Source organism: Collinsella sp. AM29-10AC (genome assembly GCF_003469085.1).
GTDB lineage: Bacteria > Actinomycetota > Coriobacteriia > Coriobacteriales > Coriobacteriaceae > Collinsella.
The window spans coordinates 1-16,314 of the sequence record NZ_QSKB01000017.1; the positions used below are offsets into that span (position 1 = coordinate 1).

Here is a 16,314-nt window from a genome sequence, read left to right on the forward strand (position 1 = left end):
TTCCAGGGCAAGGTAACGAACAACTATTCGGGCAACTCTTGTCTTGGCATTGGTAGCAGTTGGTGGGAGCGCTCGGTGAACCCGAACAACTCCTACAGCTTCCTCAGGGTCAACACCGACGGCGATCCGTCGGACTACTACAACGCGACGTACTCGTATTGTGTCTGTCCCGCTTTCTCCTTCTAACCTTCGCACATGGACCTCTCCGGCATTTGCTGGAGAGGTTCCTTTACGTTATCTAGAGGTCTCATGGTTCCCAAGAGCAAACAGACTGAATCAGTCTCGACTGAATATCTCCGACAAGCACGGATTGTCTGGCGTGAACTCATTTCGATAGCCAAGAAGCTACCGAAATCCCGTGCCCTCACCGAGACGCAGTACATCTGTCGCGCCGGCTACGACCTGATGCAGGCAACGGCCGAGGCCGATGGAATCTACGCGATGACTCAAGTCGAAAGTGCCCAGAGGCTTTCCTGCCTGAATGATGCCTACGGACGGCTTTGCCTGATTGCGATGTTGATCGATGCCTGGCTGGACGATATGCCCCAAGTTGTCTACACGGAAAGAGACCAGAATGGTGCCGAAATTCAAGTCAAGAAGCCGTTTGTGAAGATGGAAAGGCTTATCTCGCTCGCTGGATCCGTGTCCAATACCATGAAGGTAACCAAAGGCGCGATAAAGTCGGAACGGCATCGCCTGAAGCAATTTGCGTCAACAGGCGAGACGGATAATGGAGAATTTTCCTAACTTCCCGAGGCTGTTTACCTCTCGATGCTCACCCTGTGGAGTGCCGAGAGGTGGGCATCCGTAGATTGGTAGCAATTGGTGGGAGCGCTCGGTGAACCCGAACAACTCCAACAACTTCCTCAATGTCAACACCAACGGCGATCCGTCGAACAACAACAACGCGACGAACTCGAATTGTGTCTGTCCCGATTTTCTCCATTTGGTCTGAGTAGCGCATCTCGTGAAAGCGGAATGGTAAAGGAGAAAAGGGGATACCCACCGGTCGGCGTCCCATTCGGCGCTGCGAATACAGGCCCCGGTGATGCAAGATGGGCGGACTTGCCTCTCGAAAGAGACGGCATCTGGATCGCATCCGCGGTTGTCAGGCACATCGGAATCGGCACCTTGAATAGGGGTGCAGCCGGGGCTTATTGATGATTTGCGAAAGGAGGGAGCTCCTTGAACCGCTCCCAACGGGCAAGGCGGCGTGAACGCCGAGAGAAGAGCCGTCGAGATCTGAGCCGCCGATCGCTCGAGGCGGTACCGAAGACGCCTGAAGACGTTTTCTCTTTCGAAAACCTATATAGAGCGGCTCGTGTATGTGCGAAGGGTACCTTATGGAAATCGGCTGCGATGAAGTTCGATAGGTACCGCGCCGTCAACTGTATCCGCCTGCGCGAGAGTCTGCTATCGGGTAAGTATCGCCGCCAGCCCCCAGTCCGCTTCACCCTTTGCGAGCGTGGCAAGATCAGGCATATCGTGGGGCCGCGCTACAAGGATCGAGTCGTCCAGCGTTGCCTATGCGATCGCTTTATCGTCCCTATGTTGTCGCGAAGCCTCGTCTATTCGAACTCGGCGAGCCTGAAAGGCAAGGGTACCTCCTTCGCACGCAGCCGATTCGAACGGGACATGCTTGCGGCACGCAGGAGATATGGCCCAGACGCTCGGGTTTTCCAATATGACGTCAAGAATTATTTCGGAAGCATCCCCTCGGTTCGGGCGCATGCCGTCCTGTCTGAAATTATCTTGAAGCCCTATCAAGGACGGCCTGAATCGGACTCCATGTCACGCCTCCTCGATATCGCCGCTCTCTATAGCCGCGAATCGGATTTCCTGACATTGGGCAATCAAGTGAACCAGCTTGCAGCGATCGCCTATTTGAACAGGCTGGATCACGCCTTCCATGAACTCCTCGGGCAGGGCGGGGCTGGCCGCTATATGGATGATGGCTACATTTTCTGCTCTGAAAAAGACCTGCCGTACATCCGCCATCTCTTCCTAGCGGGTCTTGAATCCCTGGGGCTTCAGCCAAATGCAAAGGCCTGCTTCTCCTCCCGCCTGAATCGGGAGCTGACGTTTCTCAAGATTCGATTCTCTTGCGCTGATGGCCATCCGTGCCGCCATCTCTCCCAGACCACACTCATCCGATATCGAAGGCACCTCAAGTCCCTTTGCTCGTCTGTGGATTTGCAAGAACTGCCGCCTGAAGTCATCAACGCATCTATCGCGAGCTTCAAGGGTGTCCTGTCCGTCTCCACCGCAAGGCACAGACGTGCTCTCGAATCGAAAGCCTTGTCGCCGCTTCGGACATTTACGGACATTCCCGGACAATGTCCTAAAACAGCCCAAAAATGTCCGAAAACGCCCCCATATGTCCGCAATTGCTTACCATCCACCGATAACACAGGAAATATATAACGGCGCACCGTTAACTATGCTAGTATCCTAGCTGTCAGGCCGCACCCCAAACGACCTGCCGGACAGATAGGATGACGATATGAACACTCTGATTGCAGGAGGCGGAGCCAAATCCGCCTCCTCCCTTTTGCGAAGTGAAAAACCTATAGGAAGCCGAATGTTCTACTTCGAGGACGAGCCGCACGATGACGGCACCTTCGTCCATGAGGCGGTTCAGTCGCTGGTAGGCGAGGTCGTGGATGTCGCTATGCCGTCCCCGTTCAAGGCACGCGGCATGGAGACCGTGCGCATGGAGATTGCCCAAGCATACCCCGCATTTTTCATCGGACGCCGAGTGAGCGGCCACAAGCGCGGCCTCGTTGTGAGCGTCCGCTATGCCGATATCTCGAGCGGTACCTGTATATCAGACCAGATCTCCATCGCGGTGCGCCGAATCGAGGCATCCCACAGCCGAGCGGCAGGCCATGCGACCCGCGCAAAGCGTGCGAACTTCATCGCAGACCTTATCGATTAGCGTTTCGAGAGAGGAACCGACATGTCCGATATCAACAACGTTTCCCTGACCGGCCGTCTGACGCGACCGCCCGAGCTGCGTACGACCGCGGGCGGCACGCAACTCCTGTCGTTCACCCTGGCGTTCAACACCTCGGTTCGAAACAGGCAGACCGGCGAGTGGGACGAAAGGGGCAACTTCATCGACTGCACCATCTTCGGCAAGCGTGCCGAAGCCCTGTCGCGCTATCTCGCGAAGGGCCAGAAAGTCGCAATCGCAGGCGAGCTCCGTTACTCGACATGGGACAAGGATGGCCAGCGCCATTCCAAACTCGATTTGATTGTCGCTAACATCGAGTTCTTGGCATCCCCTAGGACGCAAGCCCAACCCACGCAGCCATCTGCCCCGCAAGCCCCGATGCCTCCCGTCGTCGATGACTTCGATGACGATATCCCTTTCTAGGGGCGTGGGTTCGTTGCGATTCAACAAGAGCTCGGTAGGCGGTCAGGCGGCAATCGAATTCATCTTATTTGCTGTCATGCTGATAATAGCGTTTGCTTTTCTCATCATGACGTATCTGGACAACGGTGGATTTCGAGGCGGACGCGATTCGCCTGACGTCGAGCTGACGCAGACGGGAACCATCGAGGGCAAATATATTGACTCGGCGGGCTTCAGCAAGAGCTACTACGTCACCGTCCGAAACGGTAGTCACCAGGCAGACCACGAGGTTTCCCTAGCCGAGTACAACGCCGCCGCGGTCGGTGCGGATTTCCCGATCGTGCTGACCGATTCCGATTCCGTCAAAACCGATGAGGCTCAAGAGCAAGCCGACAACACCGAAGCAGATTCTGCCAAATCCCAGGCGGCTGAGCGCCAGAACAATGCCTACTGGCAGTGGTTTTGGACCCACCGGTTGCTCACGAACATGAGCGCGGCCGGCGAATAATCGTGAAGCATTCTGAGCCCGAACACCTTCTAGTTTCACAGGAGCGCTAGATGCACATTATCGAGAAACTTCGCGATATCTGGATGAGATACGGCAGCGGGTTCAATAACCTGAGCCCTTACGAGCAGGACGAGTTCATACATAGCGCATGGATCTTCGTGATCAAATGCGGCGTCCTCGCATGTATCGGCACATTTATCGTGATTTTGGAACAATCCTTCTAGTTTCACAGGAGTGATATATGCACGTTATCGAGAAACTTCGCGATATTTGGACGAGATACGGCGGCGGGTTCAATAGCCTCGCCCGCTGCGAGCAGGTCGAGATTCTGCATGGTGTATGGACCTTCTCACTCGCGCTCAGCTGTCTCGCCTGCATCGCCACGCTCATCGTGACGATCGTACGCCTGATTGAGCTCTTGGCGTAATCCCCTGACATACAACTGTATATACCTGGGCGGCTCTGTCAGAGCCGCCCTTGAAGAAAGGAAGCTGCATGCTCTTCGAATCTGTAATCTTCAGCCTGCTCCCCATCATCGTCGGTATCCTAGTCGTGGCGATGGTCTTCGAGTCCTGCTGGCGCAAATGCCCGCCGGACAAACTGATGATCGTATCTGGATTCGGTCAGATGCGCAGCGTCTCCGGCAAGGGTACGTTCGTTATCCCGCTCCTCCAGCGCGTCGACACTCTCTCCCTCGGTGCCGTGCAGGTGCAGCTGACCACCGAAAATGAGATCCCCACACAGGATGCGATCCTCATCCACGCCTGCGCCGTGGCGAACTTCCAGATTGGCCAAACTCCCGAGCTCATCGAGACTGCGTCCAAGAACTACCTGAATATGGACAAGGAGGAGATGACGCGCCAAGTCACCGAGGTCATGCTGGGCAAGATGCGCGAGGTTATCGGTCAGATGGATCTGAAGGAGCTCATGCGCGACCGCGAGAGCTTCAATGCAAAGGTCTTCGACGGCTCCAAGGACGACCTTGCCAACCTCGGCCTCGAGCTGCGCACCTTCAACGTCCAGGACTTCTCCGACTCCCAAGGCATCATCCGCTCCATGGGCGCCGATCAAGCGGCCGAGATTAAAAAGGAAGCCGAGTTGGCGCAGATCAAGGCGGCCGAGGAGGTCGCCATCCGCCAGAACCAGCTCGACCTGAAACAGGCCGATCTCAAGAAGCAGGCCGACAAGGCAAAGGCCGAGGCCGATATGGTGAAAGCAACCGTCACGGCCGAGAAACAGCGCGAGCTCTACATCGCCCAGCAGGAAGCCGAGATCGCCGCGGAGACCAAGAAGGTCGAGCTTGCCGAGCGTCAGGCGGACGTGAGGGAGCGCGAGCTGAACGCGACCGTGAAGAAGCAGGCCGAGGCCGACCGCTACGCCGCAGAGCAGGCAGCCGAAGCCGATCTCTACAAGCGCACGAAGCAGGCGGAGGCCGCCCGCATCGAGCGTCAGAACGCCTCCGACGCCGAGCTGTATTCCGCTCAGAAGGACGCCGAGGGTATCAAGGCGAAAGCCACGGCAGAGGCCGAGGCTACGCGCCTGAAGGGCGAGGCTGACGGCGCATCCGAGAAGAGCAGGGGAGAGGGCATCGCTGCCGGCGTGAAGGCCCAGGCACAGGCCTACAACGGCATGGAGAACCCCTATCTGCTCGCCAACCGCTACATCGACATCATGCCCCAGGTGGCCGAGCAGGTCGCGAAGCCGCTGACAGCCGTCGACTCCATCAAGATGTACGGCTCGGGCAACGCCCAGAAGCTCGTAAAGGAGACCACCTCGATTGTCGACCAGGTCGCATCTGGCCTGAAGGACAGCACGGGAATCGACCTGCCGTCCCTGCTGAACGGCCTGATTTCGAGCTCCGATACCGATACCGACCCTGCAGAAAGCCCAGTTGACTGATGGCGGTCCTGCTGGTCGTCTCGGCCTTGCTGCTCGACTTCCTCGGATGCACGATGCCCCTGTCATGGATAGCGGACACCAAGGGCATCAAAGCAGGCGTCTTTCTGATTTGGCTGACACTCGCTATCGTTGCCGTCCTGATGGGATTGCTGCATCGCGATGAGCTGGCGGGGGTGAACCCCCTGTTGACGGCAGGTCTTGAATCAATCTGCCTAGTCTCCGCGATCTATCCCTTGTTCGGTTTCGCTACGAGCTTGGCTCCCTGCGGTACCGCCCAGATCAACACGGTAACCGTCCTTGCCATCTTAGATCTCCTTGTGTCGACCGCAGGATATGTTTCCCTGCTTTTAGGAACGGTCTGGCTCATATTTTTCTAGCTCAAGGGCTATGTGGCTCCGCAGCTGATTTTCTTCCCCCGCAACCCAGACGGTTGCGGGGGCTTTTCTTTGCCGATTGGACCCATCCCACGCAAATACTAACGACGCACCGATAATCCTCAGATAATGCTTGCATTATGCCGATAGGCTGTTATCATATAGTTAAGTCAAAAGCGTGCCCCAAGCGCTGATTGACGGACAGGAAGATGACTACGCGACATCTATAAATATCGCAAGGTAACGGACGGTACGCCGCCCGTTACCGAGGCTATCTATGTCTGTAATTCCGTTCGGGGTCGCACGAAACCGAAGGGAGTCCGATGATGGGTGCCGATGGCGTGGCGCAGGTCGCAAGGACGATTGCAGTAATCAACAACAAGGGCGGGGTCGGGAAAACCACCGCGAGCAAGGCCCTCTGCGAGGGCATGGCCGAGCGCGGGTTTAACGTTCTTCTGATCGATATGGATGCCCAGGCGAACATCACGACTTGGATGAAGGCCGAGACCGCTCCTGCCGTCCCCACGGTCTTCAATCTGCTCGAGAAGCCCAAGACATCCCTCTCTGATTGCGTCCAGTTCATGGAAGGTTGCGACATCATCGCTGGCGACATCACGATGAAGGATCTCGATTCGGTCCTCTCCCAAGGCCTCGGTCGAGAGTTTCGCCTGAAGCGGGCCTTGGAGCCTGCGATGGACGTCTACGACTACATCGTCATCGATTGCCCCCCGTCCCTCGGTCTTTCTACCTTGAACGCCCTCGTCGCGGCAGACGACGTGGTTATCGTAACCGAGCCGTCGATGTTCTCGATTAACGGTTTCGGCAACGTCTACGACCTCGTCGAGTCCATCAAAGCCGACTATGCGTTCAACCCCGACCTCAATATCGACGGCATCCTGCTCAACAAGTACAGCAAGGACGAGGTCGCATCCCGCGCCGCCGACGAACAGCTTCCCGCGATCGCCGAGCTCGGCCACACGAAGCTCTACGCGGCGCGCCCGATGAAGCACAAGGCGATTGAGGACGCGGCGAACAACAAGGAGCCGCTGTTCGGCTTCCGCCCCAACGATGCCGCCGTGGCCGAGTTCCGCAAGTTCGTTGACGAATATCTGGGCGGCGAATAGCCATGGGCGCACCATCGAAGAACCGCATGGATCTCACGGCCGACGCGAAGCGTGCCATGCTGAGCCGGCGTTCGGGGAGTCCGTCCGTGCGCTCTGCGGAAACTGCCAAATCGACAGGCCCCTATCCCTTTGGCGATGAATGCGTAAAGGGAATGGCGGCGGCGATCAAGGCCGCGTACTCGAAGGAATACGCTGCGGCTGACTTCCCGCGCCAGACGCAGGTCTCCTTCAAGATTGATTCCAAGGCGGTAGACCGCATGAAGGTCGCAGCCGTCACCCACCACATCCGCATGCGCGATCTTTGGGCGATAGCGACCGATATCGTCATCCAAGCACTCGATGAACTCGATAGGGAAGGAATTTAAATGGACGAGATTGAGGATATTACCGGAACCTCGCTTCGGGATTGGCAGGTCAAGCGGGTCTTGGAACCCAAAGACGCTCTCATTCCGAAGGGCATGAAGACGCTTGCCAAGACGCTTCGCCACGCGGGGCAGCTGCTCGCGGTGGCGACCGCTTCCAACCCCGATGATTCCGGAATTCCTTTCTATGCCTTTATCACCGTCTCCAGCAAGGACCGCTCCGAGATGAAGGCGTTTATCTGCGAGCTGACCCCCGAGCAATACGAAGACCTATTCGAAGATGAAAGCGAGTGACCCTATGTCCGATTCTGCAAACAAGCTGCCCGTCATGACCGATGAACAGCGCCGTGAGAACCTTGAGAAGGCCACAGCCGTCCGAAAAGAGCGCAAGGCCTTACTCGATTTGGTCCGACAGGGTTCCGTCGCCTTTGAGCAGGCTTCGGCCGACCCCAAATACTGGCGCATTCCCGTGGTTCGTCTGCTGATCGCCGTCCCAGGCATCGGCAAGGCGAAGGCGACCCAGCTCATGGCCCAAGCTGGCATCGCCCCGAATCGTCGAGTCAAGGGCCTCGGTTGCCGCCAGCGTGACTACATCATCGACCATCTCCCCGCATCCAAGGGTTAAGCCATGCTCTCATTTGCGGTGCTCGTGTATTTCGCGGCGGTCATATCAGTCTATGCTGCCGCCATGGCCCTGCTCCTTTGTCCTTGGCTGGCGAAGGAGCTGCGGCGTCGTCTCCCTCGTATTTGATCGATTCTATTTCACGGGTCGGGTTTCACGCTTTCCCGACACCCCATTTGTTTGACTCCTTTCCTTCCTTTATGTGACACGTGCCTGAGTGGAAGACGGCGCCGCAGCCCCCTCGCCATATAGCTGCCGACATGCTCGGCGCGCTGGACTCTGTTCGAATTCCATTGTTCTCCCCATTTATCCCTACAAGCAGTGGTTTCTCGACACGCCATAGAGTCCATCGCGCCGAGTAAGTCGGCGAATTTCCCTACGCCTATAAATAAGATTGGTGATCCGATATGAGCCAGCTGACTGCTGTCGATATTTCCGATAGCGATCGTTTTGAACTCGCAGAGGTCCTCAAAGAGGAATCTGAATCGAGCTCCGCCCCTCGTCCCCTTGAGGACATCCTGCAGGAGACCTGCGACGACGATTTCGACCCCATGAGCCAGCGCAGTTGCTACGAGCTACTCTCGGCATATATCGCCCGCCCGACGGCAACCATCGTGTCGAAAAACGGACATTCCCCCTGCTCGAATTGCGGTACCGGCATCCCATATCACACCCGCTTCGCCGCATACTGCCTGGGCTGCGGAGCCGTTTTCAGCATCTAATCGCACGCATGCCGACCCCGCCGCGCCGCTTCGCTCACTGGGACGACATGCGTTGGGACGCAAGTTGATAGCCATCCCCCCTTATAGAAAGCAGTATCCGAATGGAACCGACTTCAAATCCGATCGATCCTTTTCCCCGCATGGAGCCCGAGGAGCTTCGCGAGCGCCGAAACGCCCTGAAACTCAAGACTTGCCCCTTCTGCGGCGGGGCTGTGAAACCCCGCTGGGCTCCGTGGCTGGACGGGGCTCCGTGCTGGGAAATCGAGCATACAGATATCGAGCAGGCCGTCGCCGCCAAATGTCCGATCGAGATGGGCGGCTATGACTCCCTGGAGCAGTTGCAGCAGGTATGGGATGCCCGCTGCCCTAATGACTCCGCTCCCATGACTTACAAGGACGCAAACGATGCCGGCGCGTAAGTACAAGCTGGAACGGACGGCCTTTATCGGGTGTCCGAACACCTCCTACATGGATGTAGACGATGCTAAAGCCTGTCCCTTCTGCGGCAGCACGCAGGTGACCATCTATCCCTTCGGGCGGGGTGCGACCTCATATGTCGAGGGAGTTCCTACGCTCTACTTCTCCTCTGCCACCTGCAAATGCCAAGGCTGTACCGCAGAGATAGACGGTCCCCAGCGCAAATCGATTATCGAGGGCGAGGACGAATACAACGCCTGCATCGCCGCCCTTAAGACTTGGAACACTCGATATAGGGAAAAGTAGGGGGAATTGATTCATGGCCACAAATTGCAATATCAATTTTGGGACTCTCGAGCGGTCTTTAGGCGAGATTCGCGCGGAGCTGGAGCGGCGCAACGAAATCGAGGAGGAGAAGCTCCACGTCTTGAAGAAAATCGAGAAGGGTCTCCGAATGAAGTCGGACAGATAGCCGACTTTGCTGAATCCCATAGAATCAGGAGGCATAAATTGGGACAGCGTGAAGAGATGACAGAGGAGCTGTCCGAGCGTGTCTTGGCTCGGTTGCGCCACGAGTATTCCCTGGTGGCGTCCGAGGTCTGGGTGGATGATGATCACCGCGTCGATTTCGTCGCATTCAGGCCTGAACGCTTATCACCGTTTCCATCTTCCATCGAGCGGGGTGAGTTCGTCTTCGTCGAGGTCAAGTCGTGCATGGCCGATTTCAAGAGCGGTCACGGCCTGACCTTCCAGGGTGATTTAAACTGGCTTGTCTGTCCGCAGAGTCTCGCCGAATCACTCTACCAAACGCTGGGGCTCCCTAAGGATGCGCAGGTCTTCTGCCCGGACAAAGGGGGTCGCCTGCGGAAGAAATTCGATCTCAGCATCGGCGCGGGGAGCAGCCGCATCGCACCCGCCTCCGAGTTACTGTATCGAATGGTGAACCATAGCTACAACACTTGGCGGACCTCACGCGGTGTCTTCGGCTCATATTGCCCTTGGTGCTCCCCATACAATCCCAAGCCCCTGGGCGATATCGATACCGTCAGCGGGGACATGGACCTGATTGACGGGATAGGGCTCACGCTCGATGTCAGTGACCCACATGGGGCGCATTTGACGATGTCCCACGACAACGGCATCGACTGCGCCTATATTCCCATCAACTATTGTCCGATCTGCGGGCGAAATTTTCGGAAGGATAGATAAATGACCGTTATCCAGTATTGCCGTCACGAGGCCAAATGGCGCGATCTCGTGATTATCCGAGCTAACGGATGGGTGGAGTGCTCGGCCTATATCGAACACAAGAATTTATTACGCCTGCCGCCCGATATAGCCAATGCCGAGGTTGTCGGCGCAGAGCGCGGCTGGATTCGCATCGCGAACCGGTTAGGCGGGTTAGAAGATGCCCCATGCATCTATCTCGATATCAAATAGGGAAGTTAAAGGAGGCTGATTATGACCGTTATCGAATACTGTTGGCATAAGACCAGGGTGTACGAACTCGTGATTATCCGAGCATACGGACGGGTGAGGTGCTCGGCCTATATCGACCACGAGGATTTATTTCGCCTGCCGCGCGATATAGCCAATGCCGAGGTTATCCGCTCAAAGCGCGGCTATATTGACATCGCAACTCGCGAGGGCGGCGCATGGAGTTCTCCGTGTGTCTATCTCGATATCAAATAGGGAAGTACTCTGAATGGATCGAGACGAGATTGCAGTCATCATTCCCTGCTATAACGAGGCGCTGACCATCGGCAAGGTGGTCGAAGATTTCAAACGCGAGCTGCCAGCCTCGACTGTCTACGTCTACGACAACGATTCGACTGATGCGACGGCTGCGATCGCGATGAGGCACGGCGCGACCGTCCGATTCGAGCCTCGCCGCGGCAAGGGAAACGTCTGCCGGCAGATGTTCCGCGATATCGATGCCGCCTGCTACCTCATGGTGGACGGCGATGATACCTACCCAGCTCAAGCAGCGAGAGCCCTTTGCGAACCGATTCTAAGCGGACGAGCCGATATGGTGGTCGGGGACAGGCTGTCTAACGGGACGTACGCTAAGGAGAATAGGCGTGCGCTCCATGGCTTTGGCAACGATTTGGTTCGCGCCATGATCAAGTGGATTTACGGCTACGAATACGCCGACGTCATGACGGGTTTCCGCGCCATGTCCAAGCCCTTCGTCAAGACGTTCCCCGTTCTTTCAGACGGCTTCCAAATCGAGAGCGAGATATCAATACATGCCGTCGACCGCCGTTGGCGCATCCAAAGCGTCCCCGTAGACTATCGAGACCGACCTGAAGGTTCGCAGTCGAAGCTGAATACCCTGTCCGACGGCATTAAGGTCGTCGCAATGGTCGGCACCCTTTTCAAGAACTATCGACCCCGGAGTTCTTTTCCCTGATCGCGCTTTTATTCTTCCTCGCGGGGATTGCGCTAGGTGTCCCCGTCATTCACGAGTTCGTTGCGACCGGGGTCGTGCCCCGCTTCCCGACTGCGATTCTCGCGGCGGCATTGATTTTCCTCTGCGCTCTTTCGCTCGCCACCGGCTTTATTCTCGATGCCGTGGCGAAGTCGGATCGCAGGCAGTGGGAGCTTGAGGTCTATCGCTCTTTTCTTCATCCCAACAACAGCACGAACGATAAGCCGTGGTGGGCATCCGAGTTCCAGCCGCGAGGTAGCGACCCCTCGGCTTTATAGTTTCGTTTCACCGCGTAAATCTGAAAAGATTTACGCTCTGCTGACTTTCGTGCAGATATTTAGCTATAATAACTATAGTTAATGCGAACGTTCCCCAAGCGTTCCAATGGACAGGATGTAGTCGAAATGAATATCTACGAATCGCCCGCGCATTTGCCCGATTTAGACACTCGAATCCACTTCGCCGCAAGGCTCCGCCACAACTCGCACTGTCATTTCGCGGCGGGCATACCCATCTTTCCCGCTGCAATCGGCGGCATCATTGAGGAGACGGTCGCCGACGAGATGCCCTTTACCGATGAGGATACGCTGGGCATGCTTGCGAACCTGATTGACCCCGGCACCTGCGAGAACCTCAACGGGCCGCAGACCGGACACTTCACGTGCTCCGCTTGCGGGGCGGACGGCCCGCTCGGCAAGGTTCGCCTGCCCGATGATAGTTGCAAGAACGGATGGAGGGTCGAACTCATAAAGAGCTGCCCCTACTGCGGACGCAAGGTCGTGGCCCCCAAAGGGACGCTTTTTCAGGTAATTCCGGACGGCACTAAAGCCCGTCAAGACTGAAAATAGAATCGAGACCCCATATGGATAACCTAATCAACGTGAACCGCGAGATGGCCGGTGCGCTCCGTTCCCTTGCCCTTGCAGGTCCCAAGCCTGTCAGTGAATACGTCAATGTCGCCGCTGCACTGTCTAAGCTGGGCATTGAATGCCACAATGCCGAAGGGGAACTCCTTTTTGAGAGGCGCGACGCGCTCACACTTGCAGACTATATCGATCGCCCTGTAGGTGATTCCGGCTTCCAAAGGCAGATTCGTAGTGATATCGCCATGTCCCTCCGCTATGCAGTCTCGGACGCAGTCTTCGAGGAAATATCGGACGGCGATACTTTGGGCCAACGAGGCCTGCTGGACCTTTGCGACCTCGCCGAGGCTCTCGGCTTGGACGTGAAGTACTACAACGAGGAATATCCAGCGGTCGAGCAATGTGCCGCAAGAGACTTAGCCGACAAGATTGACGTGCAGACATGTAGATACGTCCGCGAGCGGGTTGGCGTATGGATTTGCGACAAATGCGGCCACGATGAGGGGAAGTACGGCGCCCATTCCTACCGCCATTGCCCCATCTGCGGCCGCAAGATCGAGAAGACGGTGGGGTAAAAGGTGCCGGAGGAAACCAACGCAATGACATCTCGGGAATGTCGCGCCTTATGGCAGGCTCTTAAATTTCAATATGCGGACATCGAGCCATATGATTTCGATGCCCTGCAGGGATATATCGCTCTCGAATGTGCCGAATCGTGCCGCAAGGGCGAGACTCCACGCTATACGATTCCCCGCCGCAAGGACGACAGCCTCTGCTGTAAGATGAACCCCGACGGTGGCATCCTAAGGGCATACCTGAAAATCGACTGTCCCGGCCAGTGGAACGGCCGCGAGGCGGTCAGTTTCAACTCCGACGGCTTTATCGGCTTCTGCGGCTGGGCTGACTCGGTCAACAGCCAGCCGTTTTACCGCGCCTGGCGCGCATGGTGCTGCAACTATATGACATACAAGCTCGAAGATCCGATAGTCTTGATAATGAATGGGATGGAAAATGTTTGATACTGCTGATTGTGACCGTATCCATAGCATGCATGGCGATTCGGTCATCGTAGACCCCGCCGAGCTCATCGGGCTCGCCGAATACCTTGAATCGATAACGAACACGGTGTACTGGGAGGGCAGGGCTATCTGCGGCGCGGGAAACGATATCTCCAAGCGCCTGCGGGAGATAGTCTACCAATCAAGGCCCTGCTGAAAGGAAACTGTCTTGGATATACTTCCATGCCCCTTTTGCAGCAACACTGACATAGAGCCGACCCGATACGACGTCGACGTCTGGGACGATAAGGACGGAAACACCCTTTATTGCGTCCGCATGATCATGAACTGTGGCGAGTGCAACATGCATATGATCGGTCCCGACGGGGTGGCCGAGACCATAGACGATGCCGAAAGCGCCGCGCGAGAGGGATTGATTCGCCAATGGAACACGAGATTCAAGAACTGACGGGAGCTGTAATTGGAGTTCTGGATTAGGATCATATTATTCGCTTTTGGTTTGGCTTGGATGATTTACATTTTAAGTGCCGTCTTAACGGCGCATAAGTCATCCCCAAAGCGATTCGATCTGTGTAGCGCCTTGGCTGTAATCATGGGATTGGCTCTAATGGCTTTATTGCAGGCAGGCGTTCCGACGGGTCTCGAAGCTGTAGATGGAAACGTCGAGGCTGTCGAGACCAATCCCTTGGTTTCGCTCAAGACCGATTCGCGCCTTGACGGCAAAGCGGCGCTATCTTTTGGATACCTCACGGAACAGGACGAGTATGTTGTGATGGTGAGAAAGGGCGATGGAGGCTATCGTAGAAAAAGTTACCCAGCCGACGATACAGTGGTGTACGAGGATGCAGATGCCGATGCTGCGAGGGTCGAAGTAGTCGATCAACATGTGGTCATCCGTGAAACTCACGAGTTTCCTATAGTAGGTGAGTGGACACGCGATCGACGAGAGCTCTCAAAGCGCGAGATACGCATGCATGTCCCCAAGGGAAGTATCGTCCAGGGAGAATACGACTTCCAATAGATACTCTTGGCGCTTGCACAATTCTCAAAAGGCGGTCGAGAGATCGCCTTTTTTAGTGTTCTTTCACCGATTGGATCTTGTATCCGGCTCCAAATACAACTATACTATGCGCTATCAGCGGGACGGAAAGCGGCTCGCAACCCAATATGAGAGGACGTTCTCCAAATGACATTCCATTGCCTGATAGTCGGAAGCAGGGGATATACCGATTACGCCTCATTCAAGGCGAAATGCGATGCCCTGCTTGCCGGCAAGACCGATATCGAGATTGTCTCGGGCGGTGCATCCGGCACCGATGCCATGGCGGAGCGTTATGCCCGCGAGCTCGGCTACTCGTTGCAGATTTTTCCCGCCGAGTGGTCCCGATATGGGAAACGAGCAGGTTACGTTAGGAACCGCGAGATGCATTCCTATATCTCCACCCATGCCGACCGCGGCGTTATCGCCTTTTGGGACGGACACAGCAAAGGCACCGCCCAGAGCTTCGCCCTTGCAAAAGAGTTCGACAACCCTATTAGGATTATCAGGATTGACCCTCGCCATGGCATTTATGCCACATGATTTCATAGGTATGTCTTATCGCCAGACCGTTATATCCAACGGAAACTGACGGCGCGTCGTTTTCCTGTGCTAAAATCAACGTCAGTTAATGCGTTTCCCCAAGACGCATCGGACAGGAGAAGAACAAGCGCAGCTCGGCAAAACCTCTCGGTCTGCGCTAGATTATAGGCAGGGCTGAACTTGCCGAAGGGCTGACCGATCGGTCGGGGAGACGCATCCGTACTTGGATACGAAAGGATGCGAGACAAATGACCCGACATACCGAAAAGAGCCGCCCGTGAAAATCTCCAATGCGAAAGTCAGACAACTGCTAGAGTTCGGCATCGCGCTCTTCTTTGCCGTAGGCACCTCGTTTTTGGCTCAAGGCGCTGGATTCTTCGGTGTCTCCGCTGCCAATCAGTTTGTCACGGCTCCCCATTCTTCTGATGCAACCTCGACCGCAAGCCAGCCGATTTCGATTCCTGGCTACACCGGCAACCCGTCTGTAACGCTTTCGGATACGAGTGGTTTGTCACCTAAAACGGCACCTACTGATCCGATTCTCCCAGATCTCGATTCGAGTGGCCGCTGCGGCTCAGTCGAGATGGTTGTGTCTCTTGAGACGGCTCCCGCACGAGGGGAGAAGCGTGGCTCAATCGGAATGGTGAGGCCCTCCGGTTGGCACACGGTTCGCGACGATTCCCTTGATGGCAAGTATCTGTACAATCGCTGCCACTTGGTAGCCTGGTGCCTGTCTGGCATGAACGCCGAGAAGCGCAACCTAATCACGGGAACCCGCTATATGAACATCGAGGGCATGCTGCCCTATGAGATGCAGGTGTGCGACTTTATCTTTGCCGGCGGCGGTCGCGTTTACTACAAGGTGACCCCCGATTTCCGTGACGGCGAATTGGTTGCCCGCGGTGTCCGCATCCAGGCGTACTCCTTGGCGGATAAGGGCAAGAGCATCGATTTCGATGTCTACTGCTATAACGTTCAGCCTGGCTACAGGATTGATTACGCCACGGGCGAAGCGACGAAAGTAAATTGATTT

Annotated in this window: 29 protein-coding genes; all 29 read left to right on the forward strand. The window is 56.2% G+C overall.

The features are described from left to right. Window positions 1-186, forward strand: a 186-nt coding sequence (locus DW754_RS11165) for a hypothetical protein (RefSeq protein WP_233508898.1), incomplete at its 5' end; no start/stop codon positions are given. 63 nt (window positions 187-249) lie between these two features. Further along, a complete protein-coding gene (locus tag DW754_RS06555) occupies window positions 250-747 on the forward strand; it encodes a hypothetical protein (RefSeq protein WP_117758962.1) in 498 nt (165 codons plus the stop codon). Between the two features lie 612 nt (window positions 748-1,359). Then, the gene (locus DW754_RS06560) at window positions 1,360-2,424 is read left to right on the forward strand and encodes a hypothetical protein (RefSeq protein WP_117758961.1); all 1,065 of its coding nucleotides are present in this window, start codon (window positions 1,360-1,362) and stop codon (window positions 2,422-2,424) included. Between the two features lie 157 nt (window positions 2,425-2,581). Beyond that, window positions 2,582-2,938 (forward strand): hypothetical protein, encoded by a 357-nt coding sequence (locus DW754_RS06565; protein WP_117758960.1) that lies wholly within the window; start codon window positions 2,582-2,584, stop codon window positions 2,936-2,938. Window positions 2,939-2,959: 21 nt separating this feature from the next. Continuing rightward, window positions 2,960-3,379, forward strand: coding sequence for a single-stranded DNA-binding protein (locus DW754_RS06570; RefSeq protein ID WP_117758959.1), 420 nt, complete (start codon window positions 2,960-2,962; stop codon window positions 3,377-3,379). 13 nt (window positions 3,380-3,392) lie between these two features. Then, window positions 3,393-3,866: a hypothetical protein gene (locus DW754_RS06575; RefSeq protein WP_117758958.1), complete on the forward strand. Its 474-nt coding sequence runs from the start codon at window positions 3,393-3,395 to the stop codon at window positions 3,864-3,866. Between the two features lie 50 nt (window positions 3,867-3,916). Then, window positions 3,917-4,090, forward strand: coding sequence for a hypothetical protein (locus tag DW754_RS10960; RefSeq protein WP_158561635.1), 174 nt, complete (start codon window positions 3,917-3,919; stop codon window positions 4,088-4,090). Between the two features lie 17 nt (window positions 4,091-4,107). Next, window positions 4,108-4,293, forward strand: a complete 186-nt coding sequence (locus DW754_RS06580; RefSeq protein WP_117758957.1) for a hypothetical protein — start codon at window positions 4,108-4,110, stop codon at window positions 4,291-4,293. 68 nt (window positions 4,294-4,361) lie between these two features. Then, on the forward strand, window positions 4,362-5,765 hold the full coding sequence (locus DW754_RS06585) for a flotillin family protein (protein ID WP_117758956.1): 1,404 nt from the start codon (window positions 4,362-4,364) through the stop codon (window positions 5,763-5,765). After that, a complete protein-coding gene (locus tag DW754_RS06590; protein ID WP_117758955.1) occupies window positions 5,765-6,142 on the forward strand; it encodes a hypothetical protein in 378 nt (125 codons plus the stop codon). The genes DW754_RS06585 and DW754_RS06590 overlap by 1 nt, the downstream gene beginning before the upstream one ends. 320 nt (window positions 6,143-6,462) lie before the next feature. Continuing rightward, window positions 6,463-7,263, forward strand: a complete 801-nt coding sequence (locus tag DW754_RS06595) for a ParA family protein (RefSeq protein WP_117758954.1) — start codon at window positions 6,463-6,465, stop codon at window positions 7,261-7,263. 2 nt (window positions 7,264-7,265) lie between these two features. After that, complete coding sequence (locus DW754_RS06600; RefSeq protein WP_118072011.1) at window positions 7,266-7,628, forward strand: hypothetical protein; 363 nt, start codon at window positions 7,266-7,268, stop codon at window positions 7,626-7,628. Then, the gene (locus DW754_RS06605; protein WP_117758952.1) at window positions 7,629-7,919 is read left to right on the forward strand and encodes a hypothetical protein; all 291 of its coding nucleotides are present in this window, start codon (window positions 7,629-7,631) and stop codon (window positions 7,917-7,919) included. Between the two features lie 4 nt (window positions 7,920-7,923). After that, window positions 7,924-8,250, forward strand: coding sequence for an integration host factor, actinobacterial type (gene mihF / locus DW754_RS06610; RefSeq protein WP_117758951.1), 327 nt, complete (start codon window positions 7,924-7,926; stop codon window positions 8,248-8,250). A 404-nt stretch (window positions 8,251-8,654) separates the two neighbouring features. Beyond that, entirely contained in the window at window positions 8,655-8,969 is a 315-nt protein-coding gene (locus tag DW754_RS06615; RefSeq protein ID WP_117758950.1) for a hypothetical protein, read from the forward strand. 101 nt (window positions 8,970-9,070) lie between these two features. Next, window positions 9,071-9,388, forward strand: coding sequence for a hypothetical protein (locus DW754_RS06620; RefSeq protein ID WP_118072012.1), 318 nt, complete (start codon window positions 9,071-9,073; stop codon window positions 9,386-9,388). Continuing rightward, window positions 9,375-9,692, forward strand: coding sequence for a Lar family restriction alleviation protein (locus DW754_RS06625; protein ID WP_117758948.1), 318 nt, complete (start codon window positions 9,375-9,377; stop codon window positions 9,690-9,692). Before DW754_RS06620 ends, DW754_RS06625 begins: the two co-directional genes overlap by 14 nt. Window positions 9,693-9,896: 204 nt before the next feature. Continuing rightward, the gene (locus tag DW754_RS11060) at window positions 9,897-10,595 is read left to right on the forward strand and encodes a hypothetical protein (RefSeq protein ID WP_199411456.1); all 699 of its coding nucleotides are present in this window, start codon (window positions 9,897-9,899) and stop codon (window positions 10,593-10,595) included. After that, entirely contained in the window at window positions 10,596-10,826 is a 231-nt protein-coding gene (locus DW754_RS06635) for a hypothetical protein (RefSeq protein ID WP_117758947.1), read from the forward strand. A gap of 21 nt (window positions 10,827-10,847) precedes the next feature. Next, complete coding sequence (locus DW754_RS06640; RefSeq protein ID WP_117758946.1) at window positions 10,848-11,078, forward strand: hypothetical protein; 231 nt, start codon at window positions 10,848-10,850, stop codon at window positions 11,076-11,078. Between the two features lie 13 nt (window positions 11,079-11,091). Beyond that, complete coding sequence (locus DW754_RS06645; RefSeq protein WP_233508897.1) at window positions 11,092-11,799, forward strand: glycosyltransferase family 2 protein; 708 nt, start codon at window positions 11,092-11,094, stop codon at window positions 11,797-11,799. 422 nt (window positions 11,800-12,221) lie between these two features. Then, window positions 12,222-12,659, forward strand: coding sequence for a hypothetical protein (locus tag DW754_RS06650; RefSeq protein WP_117758945.1), 438 nt, complete (start codon window positions 12,222-12,224; stop codon window positions 12,657-12,659). 20 nt (window positions 12,660-12,679) lie between these two features. After that, complete coding sequence (locus DW754_RS06655; RefSeq protein WP_117758944.1) at window positions 12,680-13,255, forward strand: hypothetical protein; 576 nt, start codon at window positions 12,680-12,682, stop codon at window positions 13,253-13,255. 3 nt (window positions 13,256-13,258) lie between these two features. Further along, a complete protein-coding gene (locus DW754_RS06660; protein WP_147336386.1) occupies window positions 13,259-13,699 on the forward strand; it encodes a hypothetical protein in 441 nt (146 codons plus the stop codon). After that, the gene (locus DW754_RS06665; protein WP_117758942.1) at window positions 13,692-13,895 is read left to right on the forward strand and encodes a hypothetical protein; all 204 of its coding nucleotides are present in this window, start codon (window positions 13,692-13,694) and stop codon (window positions 13,893-13,895) included. Before DW754_RS06660 ends, DW754_RS06665 begins: the two co-directional genes overlap by 8 nt. A gap of 12 nt (window positions 13,896-13,907) precedes the next feature. Beyond that, the gene (locus DW754_RS11285; RefSeq protein WP_117758941.1) at window positions 13,908-14,147 is read left to right on the forward strand and encodes a Lar family restriction alleviation protein; all 240 of its coding nucleotides are present in this window, start codon (window positions 13,908-13,910) and stop codon (window positions 14,145-14,147) included. Between the two features lie 12 nt (window positions 14,148-14,159). After that, window positions 14,160-14,720 carry a hypothetical protein gene (locus DW754_RS06675; RefSeq protein WP_117758940.1) on the forward strand — a complete coding sequence of 187 codons (561 nt, stop codon included), beginning with the start codon at window positions 14,160-14,162 and terminating at the stop codon, window positions 14,718-14,720. A 165-nt stretch (window positions 14,721-14,885) separates the two neighbouring features. Then, window positions 14,886-15,281, forward strand: a complete 396-nt coding sequence (locus DW754_RS06680) for a DUF2493 domain-containing protein (RefSeq protein ID WP_117758939.1) — start codon at window positions 14,886-14,888, stop codon at window positions 15,279-15,281. A 277-nt stretch (window positions 15,282-15,558) separates the two neighbouring features. Next, entirely contained in the window at window positions 15,559-16,311 is a 753-nt protein-coding gene (locus DW754_RS11170) for a DNA/RNA non-specific endonuclease (RefSeq protein WP_233508896.1), read from the forward strand. Window positions 16,312-16,314: the final 3 nt, after the last annotated feature.

What these genes read in the sequence shown, in the direction of transcription:
- DW754_RS06555 (WP_117758962.1), top strand. Translation starts at nt 250, where the DNA reads ATGGTTCCCAAGAGCAAACAGACTGAATCAGTCTCGACTGAATATCTC.
- DW754_RS06560 (WP_117758961.1), top strand. Translation starts at nt 1,360, where the DNA reads ATGAAGTTCGATAGGTACCGCGCCGTCAACTGTATCCGCCTGCGCGAG.
- DW754_RS06565 (WP_117758960.1), top strand. Translation starts at nt 2,582, where the DNA reads ATGTTCTACTTCGAGGACGAGCCGCACGATGACGGCACCTTCGTCCAT.
- DW754_RS06570 (WP_117758959.1), top strand. Translation starts at nt 2,960, where the DNA reads ATGTCCGATATCAACAACGTTTCCCTGACCGGCCGTCTGACGCGACCG.
- DW754_RS10960 (WP_158561635.1), top strand. Translation starts at nt 3,917, where the DNA reads ATGCACATTATCGAGAAACTTCGCGATATCTGGATGAGATACGGCAGC.
- DW754_RS06580 (WP_117758957.1), top strand. Translation starts at nt 4,108, where the DNA reads ATGCACGTTATCGAGAAACTTCGCGATATTTGGACGAGATACGGCGGC.
- DW754_RS06585 (WP_117758956.1), top strand. Translation starts at nt 4,362, where the DNA reads ATGCTCTTCGAATCTGTAATCTTCAGCCTGCTCCCCATCATCGTCGGT.
- DW754_RS06590 (WP_117758955.1), top strand. Translation starts at nt 5,765, where the DNA reads ATGGCGGTCCTGCTGGTCGTCTCGGCCTTGCTGCTCGACTTCCTCGGA.
- DW754_RS06595 (WP_117758954.1), top strand. Translation starts at nt 6,463, where the DNA reads ATGATGGGTGCCGATGGCGTGGCGCAGGTCGCAAGGACGATTGCAGTA.
- DW754_RS06600 (WP_118072011.1), top strand. Translation starts at nt 7,266, where the DNA reads ATGGGCGCACCATCGAAGAACCGCATGGATCTCACGGCCGACGCGAAG.
- DW754_RS06605 (WP_117758952.1), top strand. Translation starts at nt 7,629, where the DNA reads ATGGACGAGATTGAGGATATTACCGGAACCTCGCTTCGGGATTGGCAG.
- mihF (WP_117758951.1), top strand. Translation starts at nt 7,924, where the DNA reads ATGTCCGATTCTGCAAACAAGCTGCCCGTCATGACCGATGAACAGCGC.
- DW754_RS06615 (WP_117758950.1), top strand. Translation starts at nt 8,655, where the DNA reads ATGAGCCAGCTGACTGCTGTCGATATTTCCGATAGCGATCGTTTTGAA.
- DW754_RS06620 (WP_118072012.1), top strand. Translation starts at nt 9,071, where the DNA reads ATGGAACCGACTTCAAATCCGATCGATCCTTTTCCCCGCATGGAGCCC.
- DW754_RS06625 (WP_117758948.1), top strand. Translation starts at nt 9,375, where the DNA reads ATGCCGGCGCGTAAGTACAAGCTGGAACGGACGGCCTTTATCGGGTGT.
- DW754_RS06635 (WP_117758947.1), top strand. Translation starts at nt 10,596, where the DNA reads ATGACCGTTATCCAGTATTGCCGTCACGAGGCCAAATGGCGCGATCTC.
- DW754_RS06640 (WP_117758946.1), top strand. Translation starts at nt 10,848, where the DNA reads ATGACCGTTATCGAATACTGTTGGCATAAGACCAGGGTGTACGAACTC.
- DW754_RS06645 (WP_233508897.1), top strand. Translation starts at nt 11,092, where the DNA reads ATGGATCGAGACGAGATTGCAGTCATCATTCCCTGCTATAACGAGGCG.
- DW754_RS06650 (WP_117758945.1), top strand. Translation starts at nt 12,222, where the DNA reads ATGAATATCTACGAATCGCCCGCGCATTTGCCCGATTTAGACACTCGA.
- DW754_RS06655 (WP_117758944.1), top strand. Translation starts at nt 12,680, where the DNA reads ATGGATAACCTAATCAACGTGAACCGCGAGATGGCCGGTGCGCTCCGT.
- DW754_RS06665 (WP_117758942.1), top strand. Translation starts at nt 13,692, where the DNA reads ATGTTTGATACTGCTGATTGTGACCGTATCCATAGCATGCATGGCGAT.
- DW754_RS06680 (WP_117758939.1), top strand. Translation starts at nt 14,886, where the DNA reads ATGACATTCCATTGCCTGATAGTCGGAAGCAGGGGATATACCGATTAC.